17 protein-coding genes are annotated in these 15,615 nt (G+C 76.5%); 11 read left to right on the top strand and 6 right to left on the bottom strand.

Annotation, left to right across the window (positions count from 1 at the left end):
* Positions 1 to 29 precede the first annotated feature (29 nt).
* The 7 genes from ACIQVD_RS27310 to ACIQVD_RS27280 all read left to right on the top strand — a co-directional run bounded on the left by ACIQVD_RS27310 (position 30) and on the right by ACIQVD_RS27280 (position 5,877).
* A complete protein-coding gene (locus ACIQVD_RS27310; protein ID WP_400689975.1) occupies positions 30 to 1,202 on the top strand; it encodes an ABC transporter substrate-binding protein in 1,173 nt (390 codons plus the stop codon).
* Between the two features lie 8 nt (positions 1,203 to 1,210).
* Positions 1,211 to 2,170 carry an ABC transporter permease gene (locus tag ACIQVD_RS27305; protein ID WP_402291994.1) on the top strand — a complete coding sequence of 320 codons (960 nt, stop codon included), beginning with the start codon at positions 1,211 to 1,213 and terminating at the stop codon, positions 2,168 to 2,170.
* Positions 2,158 to 2,985, top strand: a complete 828-nt coding sequence (locus ACIQVD_RS27300) for an ABC transporter permease (protein ID WP_400689969.1) — start codon at positions 2,158 to 2,160, stop codon at positions 2,983 to 2,985. The genes ACIQVD_RS27305 and ACIQVD_RS27300 overlap by 13 nt, the downstream gene beginning before the upstream one ends.
* 22 nt (positions 2,986 to 3,007) lie before the next feature.
* Positions 3,008 to 4,102 carry an ABC transporter ATP-binding protein gene (locus ACIQVD_RS27295; RefSeq protein ID WP_400689967.1) on the top strand — a complete coding sequence of 365 codons (1,095 nt, stop codon included), beginning with the start codon at positions 3,008 to 3,010 and terminating at the stop codon, positions 4,100 to 4,102.
* Between the two features lie 166 nt (positions 4,103 to 4,268).
* Positions 4,269 to 4,931 (top strand): HAD family phosphatase, encoded by a 663-nt coding sequence (locus ACIQVD_RS27290; RefSeq protein WP_100840221.1) that lies wholly within the window; start codon positions 4,269 to 4,271, stop codon positions 4,929 to 4,931.
* Positions 4,931 to 5,251 (top strand): DMT family transporter, encoded by a 321-nt coding sequence (locus tag ACIQVD_RS27285; protein ID WP_400689962.1) that lies wholly within the window; start codon positions 4,931 to 4,933, stop codon positions 5,249 to 5,251. The genes ACIQVD_RS27290 and ACIQVD_RS27285 overlap by 1 nt, the downstream gene beginning before the upstream one ends.
* A 53-nt stretch (positions 5,252 to 5,304) precedes the next feature.
* Positions 5,305 to 5,877 (top strand): DUF6584 family protein, encoded by a 573-nt coding sequence (locus ACIQVD_RS27280; RefSeq protein WP_400689959.1) that lies wholly within the window; start codon positions 5,305 to 5,307, stop codon positions 5,875 to 5,877.
* A 10-nt stretch (positions 5,878 to 5,887) separates the two neighbouring features.
* Here ACIQVD_RS27280 and ACIQVD_RS27275 read toward each other — a convergent pair whose 3' ends face one another.
* The 5 genes from ACIQVD_RS27275 to ACIQVD_RS27255 form a co-directional block, all read right to left on the bottom strand.
* Complete coding sequence (locus ACIQVD_RS27275; protein WP_402291993.1) at positions 5,888 to 7,138, bottom strand: glycoside hydrolase family 3 N-terminal domain-containing protein; 1,251 nt, start codon at positions 7,136 to 7,138, stop codon at positions 5,888 to 5,890.
* Positions 7,139 to 7,260: 122 nt separating this feature from the next.
* The gene (locus ACIQVD_RS27270; protein WP_400689953.1) at positions 7,261 to 7,944 is read right to left on the bottom strand and encodes a phosphonatase-like hydrolase; all 684 of its coding nucleotides are present in this window, start codon (positions 7,942 to 7,944) and stop codon (positions 7,261 to 7,263) included.
* A 76-nt stretch (positions 7,945 to 8,020) separates the two neighbouring features.
* Positions 8,021 to 9,142 (bottom strand): TIGR03364 family FAD-dependent oxidoreductase, encoded by a 1,122-nt coding sequence (locus ACIQVD_RS27265; RefSeq protein WP_402291992.1) that lies wholly within the window; start codon positions 9,140 to 9,142, stop codon positions 8,021 to 8,023.
* Positions 9,143 to 9,343: 201 nt separating this feature from the next.
* The gene (locus tag ACIQVD_RS27260) at positions 9,344 to 9,856 is read right to left on the bottom strand and encodes a pyridoxamine 5'-phosphate oxidase family protein (protein WP_402291991.1); all 513 of its coding nucleotides are present in this window, start codon (positions 9,854 to 9,856) and stop codon (positions 9,344 to 9,346) included.
* 241 nt (positions 9,857 to 10,097) lie between these two features.
* Entirely contained in the window at positions 10,098 to 10,736 is a 639-nt protein-coding gene (locus tag ACIQVD_RS27255; RefSeq protein ID WP_402291990.1) for a phosphatase PAP2 family protein, read from the bottom strand.
* Between the two features lie 185 nt (positions 10,737 to 10,921).
* Between ACIQVD_RS27255 and ACIQVD_RS27250 the strand changes: the two genes are divergently transcribed.
* The 3 genes from ACIQVD_RS27250 (at position 10,922) to ACIQVD_RS27240 (ending at position 13,877) form a co-directional block, all read left to right on the top strand.
* The gene (locus ACIQVD_RS27250) at positions 10,922 to 11,290 is read left to right on the top strand and encodes a BlaI/MecI/CopY family transcriptional regulator (RefSeq protein ID WP_400689945.1); all 369 of its coding nucleotides are present in this window, start codon (positions 10,922 to 10,924) and stop codon (positions 11,288 to 11,290) included.
* Positions 11,287 to 12,285, top strand: coding sequence for a M56 family metallopeptidase (locus ACIQVD_RS27245; protein WP_402291989.1), 999 nt, complete (start codon positions 11,287 to 11,289; stop codon positions 12,283 to 12,285). The genes ACIQVD_RS27250 and ACIQVD_RS27245 overlap by 4 nt, the downstream gene beginning before the upstream one ends.
* Positions 12,286 to 12,479: 194 nt before the next feature.
* On the top strand, positions 12,480 to 13,877 hold the full coding sequence (locus tag ACIQVD_RS27240) for a transcriptional regulator (RefSeq protein ID WP_402291988.1): 1,398 nt from the start codon (positions 12,480 to 12,482) through the stop codon (positions 13,875 to 13,877).
* Here ACIQVD_RS27240 and ACIQVD_RS27235 read toward each other — a convergent pair.
* Positions 13,796 to 14,296 carry an SsgA family sporulation/cell division regulator gene (locus tag ACIQVD_RS27235; protein ID WP_400689937.1) on the bottom strand — a complete coding sequence of 167 codons (501 nt, stop codon included), beginning with the start codon at positions 14,294 to 14,296 and terminating at the stop codon, positions 13,796 to 13,798. The genes ACIQVD_RS27240 and ACIQVD_RS27235 overlap by 82 nt on opposite strands.
* Before the next feature lie 303 nt (positions 14,297 to 14,599).
* On the opposite strand from ACIQVD_RS27235, the gene ACIQVD_RS27230 reads away from it, so the two are divergent.
* The gene (locus ACIQVD_RS27230; protein ID WP_402291987.1) at positions 14,600 to 15,571 is read left to right on the top strand and encodes a hypothetical protein; all 972 of its coding nucleotides are present in this window, start codon (positions 14,600 to 14,602) and stop codon (positions 15,569 to 15,571) included.
* Positions 15,572 to 15,615 lie beyond the last annotated feature (44 nt).

Here is a 15,615-nt window from a genome sequence, read left to right as displayed (position 1 = left end):
CAGCTCCACTTCCTCCAGGAGACCCTCCCGTGACCGTGCACCGCCACCGCGCCGCCGCCCTCGCGGCCGTGCTGACCGCTGCCGCGCTCTCCCTCTCCGCCTGCGGCTCCGCCGGCTCGTCCGCCAAGTCCGGCGACACCGCCAAGGACGGCGGCGCGGTGAACGCGAAGACCGCGACCTCGCTGGCCGACTTCGGCGGCATGGACGGCCTGGTGGCCGCCGCGAAGAAGGAGGGCAAGCTGCACGTCATCACCCTCCCGCGCGACTGGGCCAACTACGGCAAGCTGATGGACGACTTCAAGGCGAAGTACGGCATCGAGATCGAGGACGAGAACCCGGACGGCTCCAGCCAGGACGAGATCAACGCGATCAAGTCCCGCAAGGGCCAGGACCGCGCCCCGGACACCGTCGACCTCGGCTCGGCCTTCGCGCTGTCCGCCGCCAAGGAGGGCATCCTCGCCCCCTACAAGGTGGCCGGCTTCGACAAGATCCCCGCCACCATGAAGGACCCGAACGGCCTCCAGGTCAACGACTACGGCGGCTACGTCTCGATCGGCTGCGACGCCAAGAAGGTCGCCGTCTGCCCGAAGACCTTCGCCGACCTGCTCAAGCCGGAGTACAAGGGCCAGGTCGCGCTGAACGGCAACCCGACCAAGTCCGGTTCGGCGTTCGGCGGCGTGTACGCGGCCGCGCTGGCCAACGGCGGCTCGCTGGACAACGTCCAGCCCGGCATCGACTTCTTCGCCAAGCTGAAGCAGTCCGGCAACTTCAACCCGGTCGAGTCCACCCCGGCCACCATCGAGAAGGGCGAGACCCCGATCTCGATCGACTGGTCGTACCTGAACGCCGGCTACACCGACGAGTTCAAGAACAAGGGCATCGACTGGCAGGTGGCCGTGCCCAGCGACGGCTCCTACGCCCAGTACTACAGCCAGGCCATCAACAAGGACGCCCCGCACCCGGCGGCGGCCCGCCTGTGGATCGAGTACCTGTACTCGGCCGAGGGCCAGAACGGCTTCCTCGGCGGCTACGCCACCCCGGCGCTGTTCGACGCGATGAAGGCGGACGGCACCCTGGACGCCGCCGCCGCGGCCAAGCTGCCGGTCGTCGAGAAGCCCTTCACCACCTTCCCCACCCCGGAGCAGGTCGACGCGGCCAAGAAGGTCGTGACCGACACCTGGGCCAAGGCCATCGCGGGCTGATCACCGACATGACCACGGCTCCCACCCCGGTGCCGACCCCGGCCGCCGCTGTCCCCAGCGGCGGCCCGGGGACTCCCGGCGCCGCCACCCCGTCCCCCACCCCGCCGCCCGTCCGGCGCCGCCCGCTGCGCGGCGGCTCCTGGCTGGCCACCGTGCCGCTGCTGGCCTTCTTCCTGGTCGGCTTCGGCCTGCCCGCCGTCGCCATCGTCACCGGGGCGTTCACCGTCTCCAGCGACGCGGAGAGCGGCGCCGGCTCGTTCACCACCGCCAACCTGACCGACTCGGTGCAGGGCGCGTACTGGACGGCGCTGGTCTCCAGCGTGAAGCTGTCCGCGCTGACCGCGCTGATCGGCACCGTGCTCGGCGTCCCGATCGCCCAGGCCGTGCTGACCTCGCGGTTCCGGCTGCTGCGCGAGGCGGTGCTGACCGCCTCCGGCGTGCTCGCCAACTTCGGCGGCCTGCCGCTGGCGTTCGCCTTCGTCGCCACCCTGGGCAACGCGGGCGAGCTGACCAAGCTGTTCCACCTGACCGACCACGGCTGGTCGCTGTACAGCTTCACCGGCCTGACCGTCACCTACCTGTACTTCCTGGTGCCGCTGATGGTGCTCACCATCACCCCCGCGCTGGAGGGCCTGCGGGTGCAGTGGCGCGAGGCCGCCCAGAACAACCGGGCCACCGCCCTCCAGTACTGGCGGCACGTCGCGCTGCCGATCCTGTTCCCCTCGCTGCTCGGCGGCTTCGTGCTGCTGTTCGGCTCGGCGTTCGCCGCGTACGCCACCGCCGCCGCGATGGTCGGCGCGACCGTCCCGCTGATCAGCCGCCAGATCGCCGACGCGCTCTCCGGCAACGTGCTGGTCGGCCAGGGCAACCTGGCGCTGGCGCTCAGCCTGGACATGATCGTCGTGGCCGTCCTGGTGATGGCCGTCTACCTGCCCCTCCAGCGCCGGAGTGCCCGATGGCTCAGCTGATCTCCCGCCTGCGGGTCTGGCGCGGCGCGGTCCTGTTGCTGGCCGGCCTGTACTTCGCGGTCCCGCTGGCCGCCTCGGTCTGGTTCTCGATCGACGACGTCAACGGGATCTCCTTCGAGGCGTACACCGGCCTGCTCTCCGCCCCCGGCTTCACCGACAGCCTGGTGCTCACCCTGGAGCTGGCCGCCGTCACCGTCGTGGTGCTGCTGCTCCTGCTGGTGCCCGCGATGATCGCGGTCCGGCTCGGCTCGCCCCGGCTGCGCCCGGTGCTCGAGGTGGTCTGCACCCTGCCGCTGGTGGTGCCGCCGGTCGCGCTGACCGCCGGCCTGATCGGCGTGCTGCGCTGGGGCCCGGACCACCTGATGGACACGCCGCTCTTCCAGACCTTCGTGTTCGTCCAGCGGCCGGAGTTCCCGCTCGTCCTGGTCATCGCGTACGTGCTGATGGCGCTGCCGCTCGCCTACCGCGCCCTGGACTCCGGGCTGCGCGCCGTGGACGTGCGCACCCTGGTCGAGGCCGCCCGCAACTGCGGCGCGGGCTGGCCGCGGGCCGTCCTCTCGGTGATCGTGCCGAACCTGCGCGGCGCGCTGCTGAACGCCGCCTTCCTCACCCTGGCCCTGGTCCTGGGCGAGTTCACCACCGCCTCGATCCTCGGCTACCAGCCCTTCGCGGTGTGGATCTACTCGGTCGGCAACAGCCGGGGCCAGATGTCCGTCGCGGTGTCCGTGCTCAGCCTGCTGATCACCTGGGTGCTGCTGCTCCTGCTGGCCGCCGCCGGCCGCGAGCGCCGCCACCAGACCGTCGCCACCTCCTGACCGCTCCCGGAGACCGCCACCCATGAGCACCGCCACCGCCCCCCTCGCCCAGGACGCCGCCACCGGCGGCGCCACCGTCGAATTCCGTTCGCTGCGGCGGACGTTCGGCACCACCACCGCCCTGGACGGCCTCGACCTGACGGTCCGCCCGGGCGAACTGCTCGCCCTGCTCGGCCCGTCCGGCTGCGGCAAGACCACCGCGCTGCGCGTCCTCGCCGGGTTCGAGACCCACGACTCCGGCGAGGTGCTGGTCGACGGCGAGGACATCACCCGCATCCCCGCCCACCGGCGCGACGCCGGCATGGTGTTCCAGTCCTACAGCCTCTTCCCGCACCTGACCGCCGCCGACAACGTCGCCTTCGGGCTGCGGATGCGCGGCGTCGGCAAGGCCGAACGGCTGCGCCGTGCCCAGGAGTTGCTGGAACTCGTCGGCCTCCCGCAGCGCGCCGCGCACTACCCGCACCAGATGTCCGGCGGCCAGCAGCAGCGCATCGCGCTGGCCCGCGCGCTCGCCCTCCGGCCGCGCGTCCTGCTGCTGGACGAGCCGCTCTCCGCGCTCGACGCCAAGGTCCGGCTCACGCTGCGCGAGGAGATCCGCCGCCTCCAGCAGGAGCTGGGCATCACCACCCTGTTCGTCACCCACGACCAGGAGGAGGCCCTCTCGATGGCCGACCGGGTCGCCGTCCTGCGCGCCGGGCGCCTCGAACAGTGCGCCACCCCTTCGGAGTTGTACTCCCGGCCGGCCACCGCGTTCGTCGCCGAGTTCGTCGGCACCATGAGCCGCATCCCGTGCTCGCGCACCGCCGACGGCGGAGTCGAGGTGCTCGGCCGCCGCCACCCCGTGGACGGGGCCCTGCCCGCCGACGGCGAGCTGCACGTCCTGGTCCGCCCGGAGGACGTCGAACTCGCCCCCGCCGAGGACGGCACCGCCCTGGTGGTCGCCGCCTCCTTCCTGGGCGCCGTCACCCGCCTCACCGTGCGCCTGGCCGACGGCACCGAGATCAAGTCCGACCTCCCCACCGGGACCGCCGCCACCCTGCCGCTCGGCACCCGCGCCGCCCCCACCCTCCCCGACCGCCCCGTCCTGGTCGACCGCGCCCCGGCCGCCCGGCCCTGACCCCGGTTCCCCGCGCCCGGCACCGACCGGGGCGCGGGGAACCGCGCGGAGCGGACGGCCACCGGTCGGGGACCGCGCCCCGCGCCCCGCTCCGTCCGCCGCGCCCCGCCTGCCCCGTCCGCCTCGCACGCCCCGTGCGCCCGAAACCACCCCGTAAGGTACCGCCATGCCTGCACCCCGCCCCGCCGCCGTCCTGTTCGACATGGACGGCACCCTGGTCGACACCGAGCACCTGTGGTGGCAGGCCGCGGCCGAACTCGCCGCCGAGCTGGACCTGGCCCTCACCGACGCCGACCTCCCGGACGTCCTCGGCCGGGCCGTCGAGCACACCGCCGCCCACCTGCACCGCAGCAGCCGCACCTCCCGCCCGGAGGCCGACCTGGTGGCGCACCTGAACGACTCCTTCGCCGCCAAGGTCGGGGCCGAGGTCGTCCCCCGCCCCGGCGCCCTCGCGCTGCTCGCCGCGCTGCGCGACGCGGACGTCCCGACCGCCCTGGTCTCGGCGTCCCCGCGCCGGGTGGTCGACCTGGTGCTGCGCGCCATCGGCCCGCACTGGTTCAGCACCACCCTCGCCGCCGAGGACACCCCCCGCACCAAGCCCGCCCCCGACCCGTACCTGGCCGCCGCCGCCCGGCTGGGCCTGGCCCCGGCCGTCTGCGTCGCCGTCGAGGACACCCCGACCGGCGTGGCCTCCGCCCGCGCCGCGGGCTGCCCGGTGCTGGCGGTGCCGTCCGCCGTCCCGATCCCCGCCGCGCAGGGCACCACCGTGCTGGACAGCCTGGCCGACGCCGACCTCCCCTTCCTCGCCGCGCTCTCCCCCGCCCGCTGATGCCGTACCTGCTGCTCGCCCTGGCGATCACCAGCGAGGTCTGCGCCACCAGCCTGCTCAAGCTCACCGACGGCTTCTCCCGGCTGTGGCCCAGCCTCGCCGTCGCGGTCGGCTACGCGCTCTCCTTCGCCCTGCTCGGCCGGGCCCTCAAGCACATACCCGTCTCGGTCGCGTACGCGGTCTGGTCGGGCGCGGGCACCGCCGCCGTCGCGGCGATCGGCGCGTGCTTCTTCGACGAGGCGCTGGGCCGCCTCCAGTGGTGCGGCCTCGCCCTGGTGATCGCCGGCGTGGTGCTGCTCAACCTCCGCTCCACCCACTGACCTGCCCGAATCCGGTTGACCGCAGCCGGGGCGGACCAGCAGGATCCGGGGCCATGAGCGTCGAATCCACCCTGGTCAGGGCCGAGGCCGACCTGCGGGAGGGCCGCGAGCCGCTGGCCCGCCGCCGACTGCACGGCCTGCTGTCGAACGACCCGACCGACCTGGCGGCCCGCCGCCGCCTCGCCGACGCGTACCGGCGGACCGGGCAGCTGGACGAGTGCGGACGCTGGAGCTACCTGGACGAGGAGCTGTCCGGCCTCGAACTGGCCGCCTTCGAACGGCGCTTCCGCGACCCGGCCCGCCGCCTGGCCGTGCTGCGCTGGCCCGACCCGGCGCGCCGCCCGCCGTCGACCCCGACCGCCCGCCGCCGCCTGGCCGCCCTGTACCGGGCGGCCACCGGCACCGCCCCCGACTGGCCGGAGCACCGGGAGGACGCCGCGGCCCCGGCGCCCGCGACCGTCGGCCCGCCGGCCCCCGCGCCGGTCGCGCCGGTCGGCCGCCGACCCGCCCGGCGGCACTGCACCGAGGCCGACCTCCACCCCCAACGGCCCGCGCACGTGGCCGCGTTCCACCTCACCCTGGTGCTCGTCGCCGTGGCGGCGGTGCTGCTGGCGCTGGTGCTCTGACGGCCGTCCGCTACTTGAGCGTGCCGCGCAGTGCGTCGACCCGCTGGGCGGAGGCGGTGAAGTCCTTCCGGTCGAGCTGGCCCGAGGCCAGCGCCGAGGCCAGTGCGGCGGCCGCCGCGTCGCCCTGGGCGACGTCCCGGCCGGAGCAGAGCAGCAGGTCGACGCCCGCGCGGGCGACGGCGAGGGCGCGCTGCTGGGTGCCGCCGACCGGGTCGAGGGCCTTGGCCTCGATCGCGTCGGTGACGGTGACGCCCTGGTAGTGCAGGCGGGTGCGGAGCTCGTCGCGGACGATCGTGCCGGACATCCCGGCGGGGGTGCCGGGGTCGAGGGCCGGGTAGACCGCCCAGGAGAACATCACCAGCTGGACGCCGGCGGCGATCGCGTCCCGGTAGGGGCGTTCGTCGACGGTGCGCAGCTGGTCGAGCGAGGTGTCCAGGGTGACGGGCTGCTCGTCGGTGTTGGCCCCGGCGGGGGCGCTGCCGAGGCCGGGGAAGTGCTTGGCGGTGGCGGCCACCCCGGCGCCCTGCTGGGCCTTGAGGAAGGCGGATCCGAGCCTGCCGACGGTGGCCGGGTCGGTGCTGTAGGAGCGCTGCGCGGAGTCGGCGAAGTCGCCGGGGGTGCGGTAGACGTCCAGCACCGGCGCGAGGTTGAGGTTGAGGCCGAAGGCGGCGAGCGCGGCGGCGGCCTCGTCACCGGTGCGGGTGGCGGCGGCCGTCGGGTCGGCGGAGCGGCCGACGTCCTTGGCGGACTGCGCGGGCCCGCCGGGCACCCGCCGGACCACGCCGCCCTCCTGGTCGGTCATCAGCAGCAGCGGGCGCGGGGCGGGGCTCTGCTGCTCGGCCTCCCGCAGCCGGTTGACGGCGGTGCGCAGCGCGTCGCCGCCGTTGCCGACGTTCTCGGCGAAGAAGATCACCCCGGCGACCCGGCCCTCGCGCACCCGCTGGAGCAGCGTGTCGGGGACGGTGGTGCCGGGGTACGAGTAGACGATCCGCTGCCCGGCGAGCTGCGCGTCGCTCGGGCCGGTGGTCGGCGCGGCGCTGGACCGGGTGGGCGCGGGGGTGGGGCTGGGGCTGGGGGTCGGCGTCGGGGAGGGCGTCGGGCTGGGGCTGGCGGGCGGGCTGCTCCCGGTGGGTTGGGCGCCGCCGGTCGCCGTCCCGGCGCTGCCGGACGGGGCGCCGCCGCCGTTGCCCGAGGAGCCGCAGCCGGTGAGCAGCGCCAGTCCGAGGGTGAGCACTCCGAGCGAACGCAGTGACCGCAACATGCCATCAGATAACCACGCAAAAGCCGCGCGGACCAGTACCGCCCGGCCCCGGGGCGTCGTCGGGGCCGGGCGGTGGTGCCGGGGTGAGGCCCCGTCAGCGGGTGGCCGTCAGTGGGTGGCCGTCAGCGGGCGGCCAGCAGGGCGGGCAGTTCGGCGACCGAGGCGAGCACGTGGGTGGCGCCGTCGGCGCGCAGCCGGTCCGCGTCGTGCGCGCCGGTGAGCACGCCGGCCACCACCGAGGCGCCGGCCCGGCTGCCGGTGAGCATGTCGTAGCCGGTGTCGCCGGCCACCGCGACCTGCCGGACCGAGTCGGTGCGGGTGCGCAGCAGCGCGGTGAGGGCCAGGTCCGGGTAGGGGCGGCCGCGGCCGGCGTCGGCGGGGCAGAGCGTCAGGTCGGCGATGTCCTGCCAGCCGAGCGCGGCCAGGATGCGGTCCTGGGTGGTGCGGGCGAAGCCGGTGGTGAGCGCCACCTTCCGCCCCTGTCCGCGTAGTTCGGCGATGGCCTCGGCGGCGCCGGGCAGCGCCTCGCAGCGGCCCTGGTCGACCAGGCCCTCGTAGGCGGCCTCGAAGGCCAGGTTGGCGCCCTGCGCCCGGTCCTCGTCGCCGAACAGGTGCCGGAAGACGGAGATCTTGGACTCCCCCATGGTGGCCCGGACGTGCGCCAGCATCGCGGCGTGCTCGGGGCTCCCGGTCTCGACCCCCTGGGTGCGGGCGGCGGCGTCGAACGCCAGCTCCACCAGGCCGTCGTCGGCGACGGTGGTGCCCGCCATGTCGAGCACCACCAGGGTCACATCGTGCGCGTTCATGTCCAACCTTCTTGTCACGCAGGTACGTTGACGTCGGTGCCGGGGCCTTCCGGCCCCGGGTGCGCGGGCCGCGGGCTCAGAGGCCCGCGGCGTCCGCGGTGGTCTCGGCGATCGCCGGGGAGCAGGTCATGCCGCGCCCGCCGGGGCCGGTGACCAGCCAGGCGGTGTCGGCGAGCCGCTGGCGGTGGACCACCAGGGCGGGGTCGGTGCACTGGGCGTAGACCCCGGCCCAGCGGCGGCGGGTCCGGGGCAGCGGACGGCCGAGCAGCTCCCCGGCGACCTCGGCGAGGTGGTCGTACGGGTCCTCGACCACGTCGAAGCCGAACGGCTGGTCGTACTCGTGGGTGTCGCCGACGGTGAGTCCGCCGTCCCGGCGCTGCACCATCAGCAGCTGCATCCGGTGCTGTTCGGCGACGGGGGGCTGCGGCTGGCCGGCCCGCAGGGCGTCCAGCTCGGGTCCGGCGAAGGCGGGGTAGTAGCGGAAGGAGTCGCCGTCGGCGACCGAGGTGGTGAGCGGCTCGCCGAGCGGGTCGGTCTGCATCATCTGGAGGCGGACCCGGCGCACCGGCAGGTCGGGGGCGAGTTCGCGGACCAGGCCGCCGAGCCAGGCGCCGGTGCACAGGATCACCAGGTCGCCCTCGTGCAGCTGCCCGTGGTCGTCGCGGACGGCGCGGTCGCCGACCAGGTCGCGGACCTCGCGTCCGGGCAGGAAGGTGTAGCGGCCGGTGGCCTCCAGCGCGGCGCGCAGCGCGGGCTGGGCGACGCGGGGCTCGACGGCGGCGTCCCGGGTGCAGTGCAGGCCGGCCAGGAACTCGCCGCGCAGCGCGGGGTTGAGGGCGCGGACCTGCTCCGGGTCGAGCAGCCGGTAGCCGCGGGCCTCGGCGTCGGGGAGCTTCGACGCGGCTTCGGCGACCGCGAGTTCGGCCTCGGTGCGGGCCAGGGTGAGCGAGCCGTTGGGCCGGAACCACAGGCCGGGGACGCGCTCGCCGATCCGCTCCCACAGCTCGCGGGCGCGCAGCGCGGTCTCCAGCTCCGGCCCGGCGGCCCGGCCGCTGACCCAGACCAGGCCGAAGTTGCGGACGGAGGCGCCGCGGGCCTCGGTCTCGCGTTCCAGGTGGACGACCTCGTGGCCGCGCTCGACGGCCTGCCAGGCGTGCATGGTGCCCAGCACGCCCGCTCCTACGACGATGACTCTCATGCGGACAGGCTCGGGCGTCGAGGTGGCCGCCGGGCGTCGGGCTCCCTTCAGGAAGGTGAACCGCCCGCAAGAGTTGTCCATACAACCTGGCCACCCCGACGCGCCGGGCACCCCGCCCGCCCCGGCTCGGTCCAGCCCGGCACGGCTCGGCTCAGCGCAGCTCGGCTCAGCGCAGCACGGTTCGGCCCAGGGCAGCTCGGCTCAGCGCAGTACCCGCGCGCGCAGGTACTCGCGCCGCCCGAACCGCGGCTCGTCCACCGCCGTCAGCTCCTCCACCTGGAAGCGGTACAGCGCGGCGGGCCCCCGCCCCGCCAGGAACTGGGCGGCCACCTCCGGGTCGGCGGCGAACGCCGGGTAGCGGCCGCGGTAGGCCGTCAGCGCCGCCTCGGCCTGCCGCCCCCAGGCCTCGCTCGCGCTGCCGGTGAGCTGGATGCCGCGCAGCTGCTCGCCGTACGCGGGCGGCTGCAGGTGGACGGTGGCGGCGGCCCTGGCCTCCTCGGCCAGGTGCAGGCTGTGCCGGGTGGAGCGCTCGCTGACGAAGTACAGCACCAGGTCGGAGTCGAAGGCGTAGAAGGCCAGGTTGGCGTGCGGGCCGCGCTCGTGTCCGGCGGTGGCGAGGCTGAGCACCGTGCTGTCGGCGAGCAGGCCCTCCACCCCCTTCCCGAGCTCGTCCGCGGGCCAGTTCCCCTGGATGACGTCGAGTCGGTACGGCATGGCACGTCCCTCCGCAGAGCTGCAGGAAAAAGCGAGCCGGGCGGGGGAGTCACCCCTGCCCGGCTCACATGCTCTCCCCGGGCGGCGCGGCGGCACAAGAGGCCGACCGGCCCGGATCGGCCGGGTCACCGGCACCCCGCTCCAGGGGCTCCGACCGGCCCGTTCCCGGCCTCCGACCGGCCTCCGACCGGCCCGGATCGACCCGGGCCTCCGGGCGGCCCGCCCGGACCGCCCGGACCGCTCAGACCGCCCCGGCGCCCAGGACCGGCCCCAGCGGACCGGTCCGCAGCCGGTCGACCAGCGGGGCGGCGCGCCCGGCCAGCAGTGCCGGCGGGACGGCGACCAGGACGCCGAGCAGCGCGGCGGCCAGCACGTCGTGCGGGTAGTGCGCGCCGACCCAGACCCGGGAGGCGCCCATCAGCACGGCGGCCAGCAGGGCGATCCAGCCGATCCGGCGGTCGGCGTACCAGAGCGCGGCGGCGGCGGAGAACGCGGCCACCGTGTGGTTGCTGGGGAAGGACCAGTCGCCGGCCGGCGCGCAGGACTCGACCACGAAGCTGCCGGGGAGCTGCCGGCACGGCCGGACCTCCTCGACCAGCGACTTGAGCACCGAGTTGACCAGGTAGGCGACCACCACGATCAGCGGCGAGGCCAGCACCCGGGCCATCACCGCCGAGTCGGCGGCCCGGGCCCGCCACCAGGCCCAGAGCATCAGCAGCGCGAACACCGCCATGCCGTACGCGGACCAGGCCCTGGTCAGCTGGTCGAACCAGTGCGGCGCGGACTCGGCCCACCCGGTGACCCGGGTGTAGAGGCCGCCGTCGATGCCGCTGCCGTCGTAGGCGAGCAGGTCGGCGGGGGGAGGAACATTCGGGATCACAGGGACAACATGTACCAGAACGGACGCGGCGGGCGGTTCACCCACCGCTCCGGGGAGCGGGATCAGGGGCAAGGCTGGCGGACCTCCCGTTACGTTGGGGGGCGTCCACGCGGGGAGGCACCCCAACGTCTACAGTGTTGTAGACGTCTACAGGACTGTAGACGAATCCCGGAGGTTCGCGCGACATGACGGACACGCCCGCCCGTCGGCCCGCGGGGGAACTGGAGGCCCAGGTCCTGGCCGCCCTCTGGGCCGCCGACGGCCCGCTCACCCCGCAGCAGGTCCAGCACGCCCTCACCGCCGACCTGGCCCGCACCACGGTCGCCACCATCCTGGCCAGGCTGCACGAGAAGGGCACCGTCACCCGCACCAAGGCGGGCCGGGCCTTCGCCTACACCCCGACCGTCCAGGACGCCGACGGCCTCGCCGCCCGCCGGATGCGCACCGAACTCGACCGCGGCCGGGACCGCTCCACCGTCCTGGCCCGCTTCGTCTCCGACCTCTCCGGCGAGGACGAGCGCCTGCTGCGCGAACTGCTCGGCGAGCAGCCGTGACGATCGCCGTCTGGGCCCCGCTGCTGCTGCCGCTGCTCGCCGCCCCGCTCGCCCGCCGCCTCGCCGACCAGCTCGACCCGCGCGCCGCCGCCCTCACCCTGGCCGCCACCGCCGTCGCCCTCGGCACCGCCGCACTGGCCTCGCTCGGCCTGCTCGCCGTCACCGGCCTGCTGCGCCTGCCCCCCGCCGCCGCGCTCGCCCACCTCTCCCCCGCGCACTGGCACCCCGGCGAGCTGACCGCCCCGGAGTGGGGCCCCACCGCGGCCGCCGCCGCACTCGCCCTGCTCACCACCACCGCCCTGGCCGCCCGCACCGCCCACCACCAGCACGCCGACCTGCGCCGCGCCCGCGCCGCCACCGGCGACCCCCCGCCCGGACCACGCGCCCTGCTGCGCCGCCCCGACCCGGCCGCGCCCGCCGCCCTCACCGTCCTCACCGACGACCGGGCCGACGCGTACGCCCTGCCCGGCCGCCCGCCCCGGATCGTCGCCACCACCGGCATGCTCGCCGCCCTCACCCCGCCCGAACGCGCCGCGCTGCTCGCCCACGAGCGCGCCCACCTGACCGGCCGCCACCACCTGCTGCTGGCCGCCGGCGAGTACGCGTCCGCCTGCCACCCGGCGCTGCGGCCGCTGCGCCCGGCCCTCGGCTACCACCTGGAACGCTGGGCCGACGAGTGCGCCGCCGCCGAGGTCGGCGACCGCGCCCTCACCGCCCGGGCGATCGGCCGCGCCGCCCTGGCCGCCGCCCGCACCCCCGCCGCCCCGCACCCCGCCCTGGCCTCCGCCGCCACCACCGGCCCGGTCCCCCGCCGCGTCCGCGCCCTGCTCGCCGACCGCACCCCCACCCGCTCCCGCCGCGCCCCGCGCGCCCTCGCCGTCCTCGCCCTGGCCGGCTGCCTCACCGCCACCACCGCCGCCACCGCCGAAGCCGGCCACGACTTCCACCGGGCCGTCGAAACCGCCCAGGCCCGACCCGCCGCCGACCACGACTGAACCGGCCCCGTCCTCGCCCTGGCCGCCCCCGCCGCCGCGCCCCGCTCGCACCACCCCGCGCGCCCGGGGCGCGGCGGCGGGGAACAGGCCAGTCTGCCGCAGCCGCCGGAGCCCGCACGACTCTTTCCGCCGCCCCGGCGTGTCCGCTCCGGCCCCCCGTAGGCTGGCAGCGGGACGGGGAGACGGGGGACGGCATGCAGCGGATCGGAGGCGGCGGCACGCCGCCCGCCCGGGCACCCCGCCGACCGGTCCGGCTGCGGGCGCACGAGCACCCGCAGCGGCCGGAGGTCCGGCCGGAGATAGGGGACTCCTGGGCCCGGCTGCGCGGGCTCGGGCTGGACCCGGAGCGCGGGCGGGAGGTCCGGCGGCTGCGTCCCGGCGAGCTGGAGGAGACCCGGCACGCCACCGGTCTGGAGCAGGTGCTGCCGGTGCTGCGCGCCGCCCTGTTCACGCCGGGCGAGCAGGCGCCGGTGGTGCTCGCGGTCGCCGACCCGAAGGCCCGGGTCCTGTGGCTGGAGACCGGGCGGCGGCTGCGGCGGGACGCGGACGCGATCGGGTTCGAGCCGGGCGCGCTCTGGTCCGAGGACGAGGTCGGCACCAACGGCCTCGGGCTGGCCGCCCGGACCGCCCGCCCCAGCACCGTGCACTCCGCCGAGCACTACCTGTACAGCCACCGCAGTTGGAGCTGCGTGGGCGTCCCGATCCGCGACCCGCGCACCGGCCGGTCGGCCGGGGTGGTCGGCCTGAGCGGCCCCGCCACCGGCGACCACCCCTACCTGCGGCAGCTCGCGCTGACCGCCGCCCGGCTCGCCGAGACCGAGCTGCGGGCGGGCCACCTGGAGGCGCTGCACCGGCTGCGGACGGTCGCGGTGCCGCTGCTGGCCCGGTTCGGCGGCCCGGCCCTGGTGGTGGACGGCGCGGGCTGGACGGCCGCCGCGACCGGCCTGCCGGGGCCGCCCCGGCTGGCGCTGCCGCCCGGCAGCTGGGGCGTCGGCGGGGTGCACTGGGTGCCGACGCTGGGCGAGTGCGCGGTGGAGCCGCTGGCCGACGGCTGGCTGGTCCGCCCGGCCGCCCCGCGCCCGGCCGAGCTCGCCGCGCAGGCCGGGTCCGCCGTCCTGGAGCTGGACCTGCGCCGCCCCGGGAGCCCCGAGCTGCGGGTGCGCGGCAGCGCGGGCGCCTGGTCGCACTCGCCGAGCCCCCGGCACGCCGAACTGCTCCTGCTGCTGGCCCTGCACCGGGACGGCCTGAGCGCCGCCCGGCTCGCCGAGGCCCTGTTCGCCGACCCGGCCCGCACCGTCACCGTCCGCGCCGAACTCTCCCGGCTGCGAAGGCACCTGGGCGCCCTGCTGGCGGCCCGGCCGTACCGGCTGACGGCCGGCGCCGAGACCGCCGTGCTCGGCCCGGACGACCCGCACGACCTGCTGCCCGGCTCGGTCGCCCCGGCCGTCCGGGAGCTGCGCGCGGACTTGGCGCGCGGCGCGCTGCGGCTGCCGGGCCGACCCGGCGGGGCTCAGCCGCCGGCCAGCAGCTCGGCCAACTCCTCGTCGCTGGGCAGCAGTTCGGGCGCAGCGCCGTCCGGCACCACGGCGTAGGTGCGTTCCAGCCAGGATTCCACCTGCGGCCGGGACGCCTCCAGCAGGGCGCTGCCGTGCGGGGACTCCAGCGCCAGGTGCAGGGTCGCGCCGTGGCAGGGGCAGGACGCCGGCCACAGCTTGACGTCGCCCTGTCCGCTGAGCGATTCCAGGCCGTCGCGCAGCAGGTCCCGGGAGAAGACCCAGTCCGCCTCGTCGGGACGCCCCAGGTGGAAGGTCAGCCGCACCTCGTACGGCGCGGCGGCCGCGTACCGGAACCGGGTGCGCACCTCGCCGACCAGGTCCTGGTCCAGGGCGATCCGCAGGACCAGCACCTCCTCGACCACCGCGGGGGGCGCGGCGGCCCCGTCCCGGTCGCCGCCCGTGGGGGTGGCGGCGACCGGCTGGTCGGAAGGGGCGGGCAGGGGGTCGCACGGCATGACGATCTCTCCGAAGCGGCTGGGTACCGCACCAGCGTGCTCCGGCGCACCGCCGCTCGCAACGGTTGCAGGGGGTTGCACGGGGTGTTTCGGATGGCCTGTTCAGGCCACACCGGTGGCACCGGCGTACGCCAACTCGCCGGTCCACCACGGGACTCGATCCGGCCCACAGGTTTGGCCCGGGATCTGGCGGCCCGTCAGACCGCTGGTAGTCTCGTCCCTCCCGCCCCGTTCGTCCGGGCCCGTCCGGGCCGCGCACGGGCCGCGGCGTCGTGTGCGGACCTGTCAAGGAAGGGGAGCCCGGTGGCGCTCCGCGAACACCCCGGGCCCGTCCGCGCGGGCCGCTCCGGACGGCACGGCCGGCCCGGGCCCTTCGGCGGGCGGCTGCGGCTGCCCACCATCCGGTTCTCCGGCGCGGCGGTGGCGATGTCCACGGTGGTCGGGATCAGCCTGGCCACCACCTGGCTGCTGAACGAGCAGCAGCAGGTCGGCCGCCGCATCGGCGTCACCGTCGGCGGGCCGCCCGTCCCCAGCCCGGACGCCCCGCCCACCGGGAGCACCGCCCCCGCGCCGGGCAGCACCCTGCAGGCCGCCCCCGCCACCACCGGCGGCGCGAACGGCGGTGCCACCCCCGTCACCAGCCCGCACCCGGCCGCGGCCACCGCCTCCGCCCCGCCCGTCCGCCCCGCCGACGCACCCGCCCCCGGGCCCTCCCCCGCCGGCACCCCCGCGCCCGGCCCGTCGCCCTCGCCCTCCCTCTCCGCGCCGCCCGCGTCGTCCGCCCCGGCCGACCCGGGCCCCCGGCCGCCCTCGCTGGGCCCGAGCCCGTCGGCCGCCCCGTCCCGCACCCCCGCGCCGTCCGCCTCCGCCCCGCTGCCCCTCACCCTGCACGGCACCGGCCAGGCCGACGCGCTGGGCCCGGTCGGCACCCGGCACACCCTGCGGCTCGACCTCGACGAGGCGATGACGGCGCTCCAGGTCGAGTTCCGGCTCAACCGCCCGGCCGCCCTCCCCGGCACCACCCCCGCCACCGACCTCCCCGGCGCGGTCGTCACCATCGCCCTCGAACGCGACACCCTGGTCTACCGCTTCACCACCCCCGCGGACCTCCCGCTGCGCCCCGGCAGCTACACCTTCACCATCACCGGCGCCGCGGCCGACCCCACCCCCGGCGCCCCCGGCGCCCCCGCCACCCCCGCCACCTCCGAGACCTGGACCGCCTCCGCCTTCGCCCTCCCCACCGCCCGGGCCCTCACCGCCCGCGGCACCTTCTGACCCCACCGGCGGGCCGCACCGCCGGAGCCGGCCGGGGGCCGGGA

Origin of the sequence: Kitasatospora sp. NPDC090308 (assembly GCF_044769485.1) — a bacterium.
Lineage (GTDB): Bacteria > Actinomycetota > Actinomycetes > Streptomycetales > Streptomycetaceae > Kitasatospora > Kitasatospora fiedleri.
The sequence above is the reverse complement of the archived record's forward strand: the minus strand, read 5'-3'. Positions and strand labels throughout refer to the sequence as shown.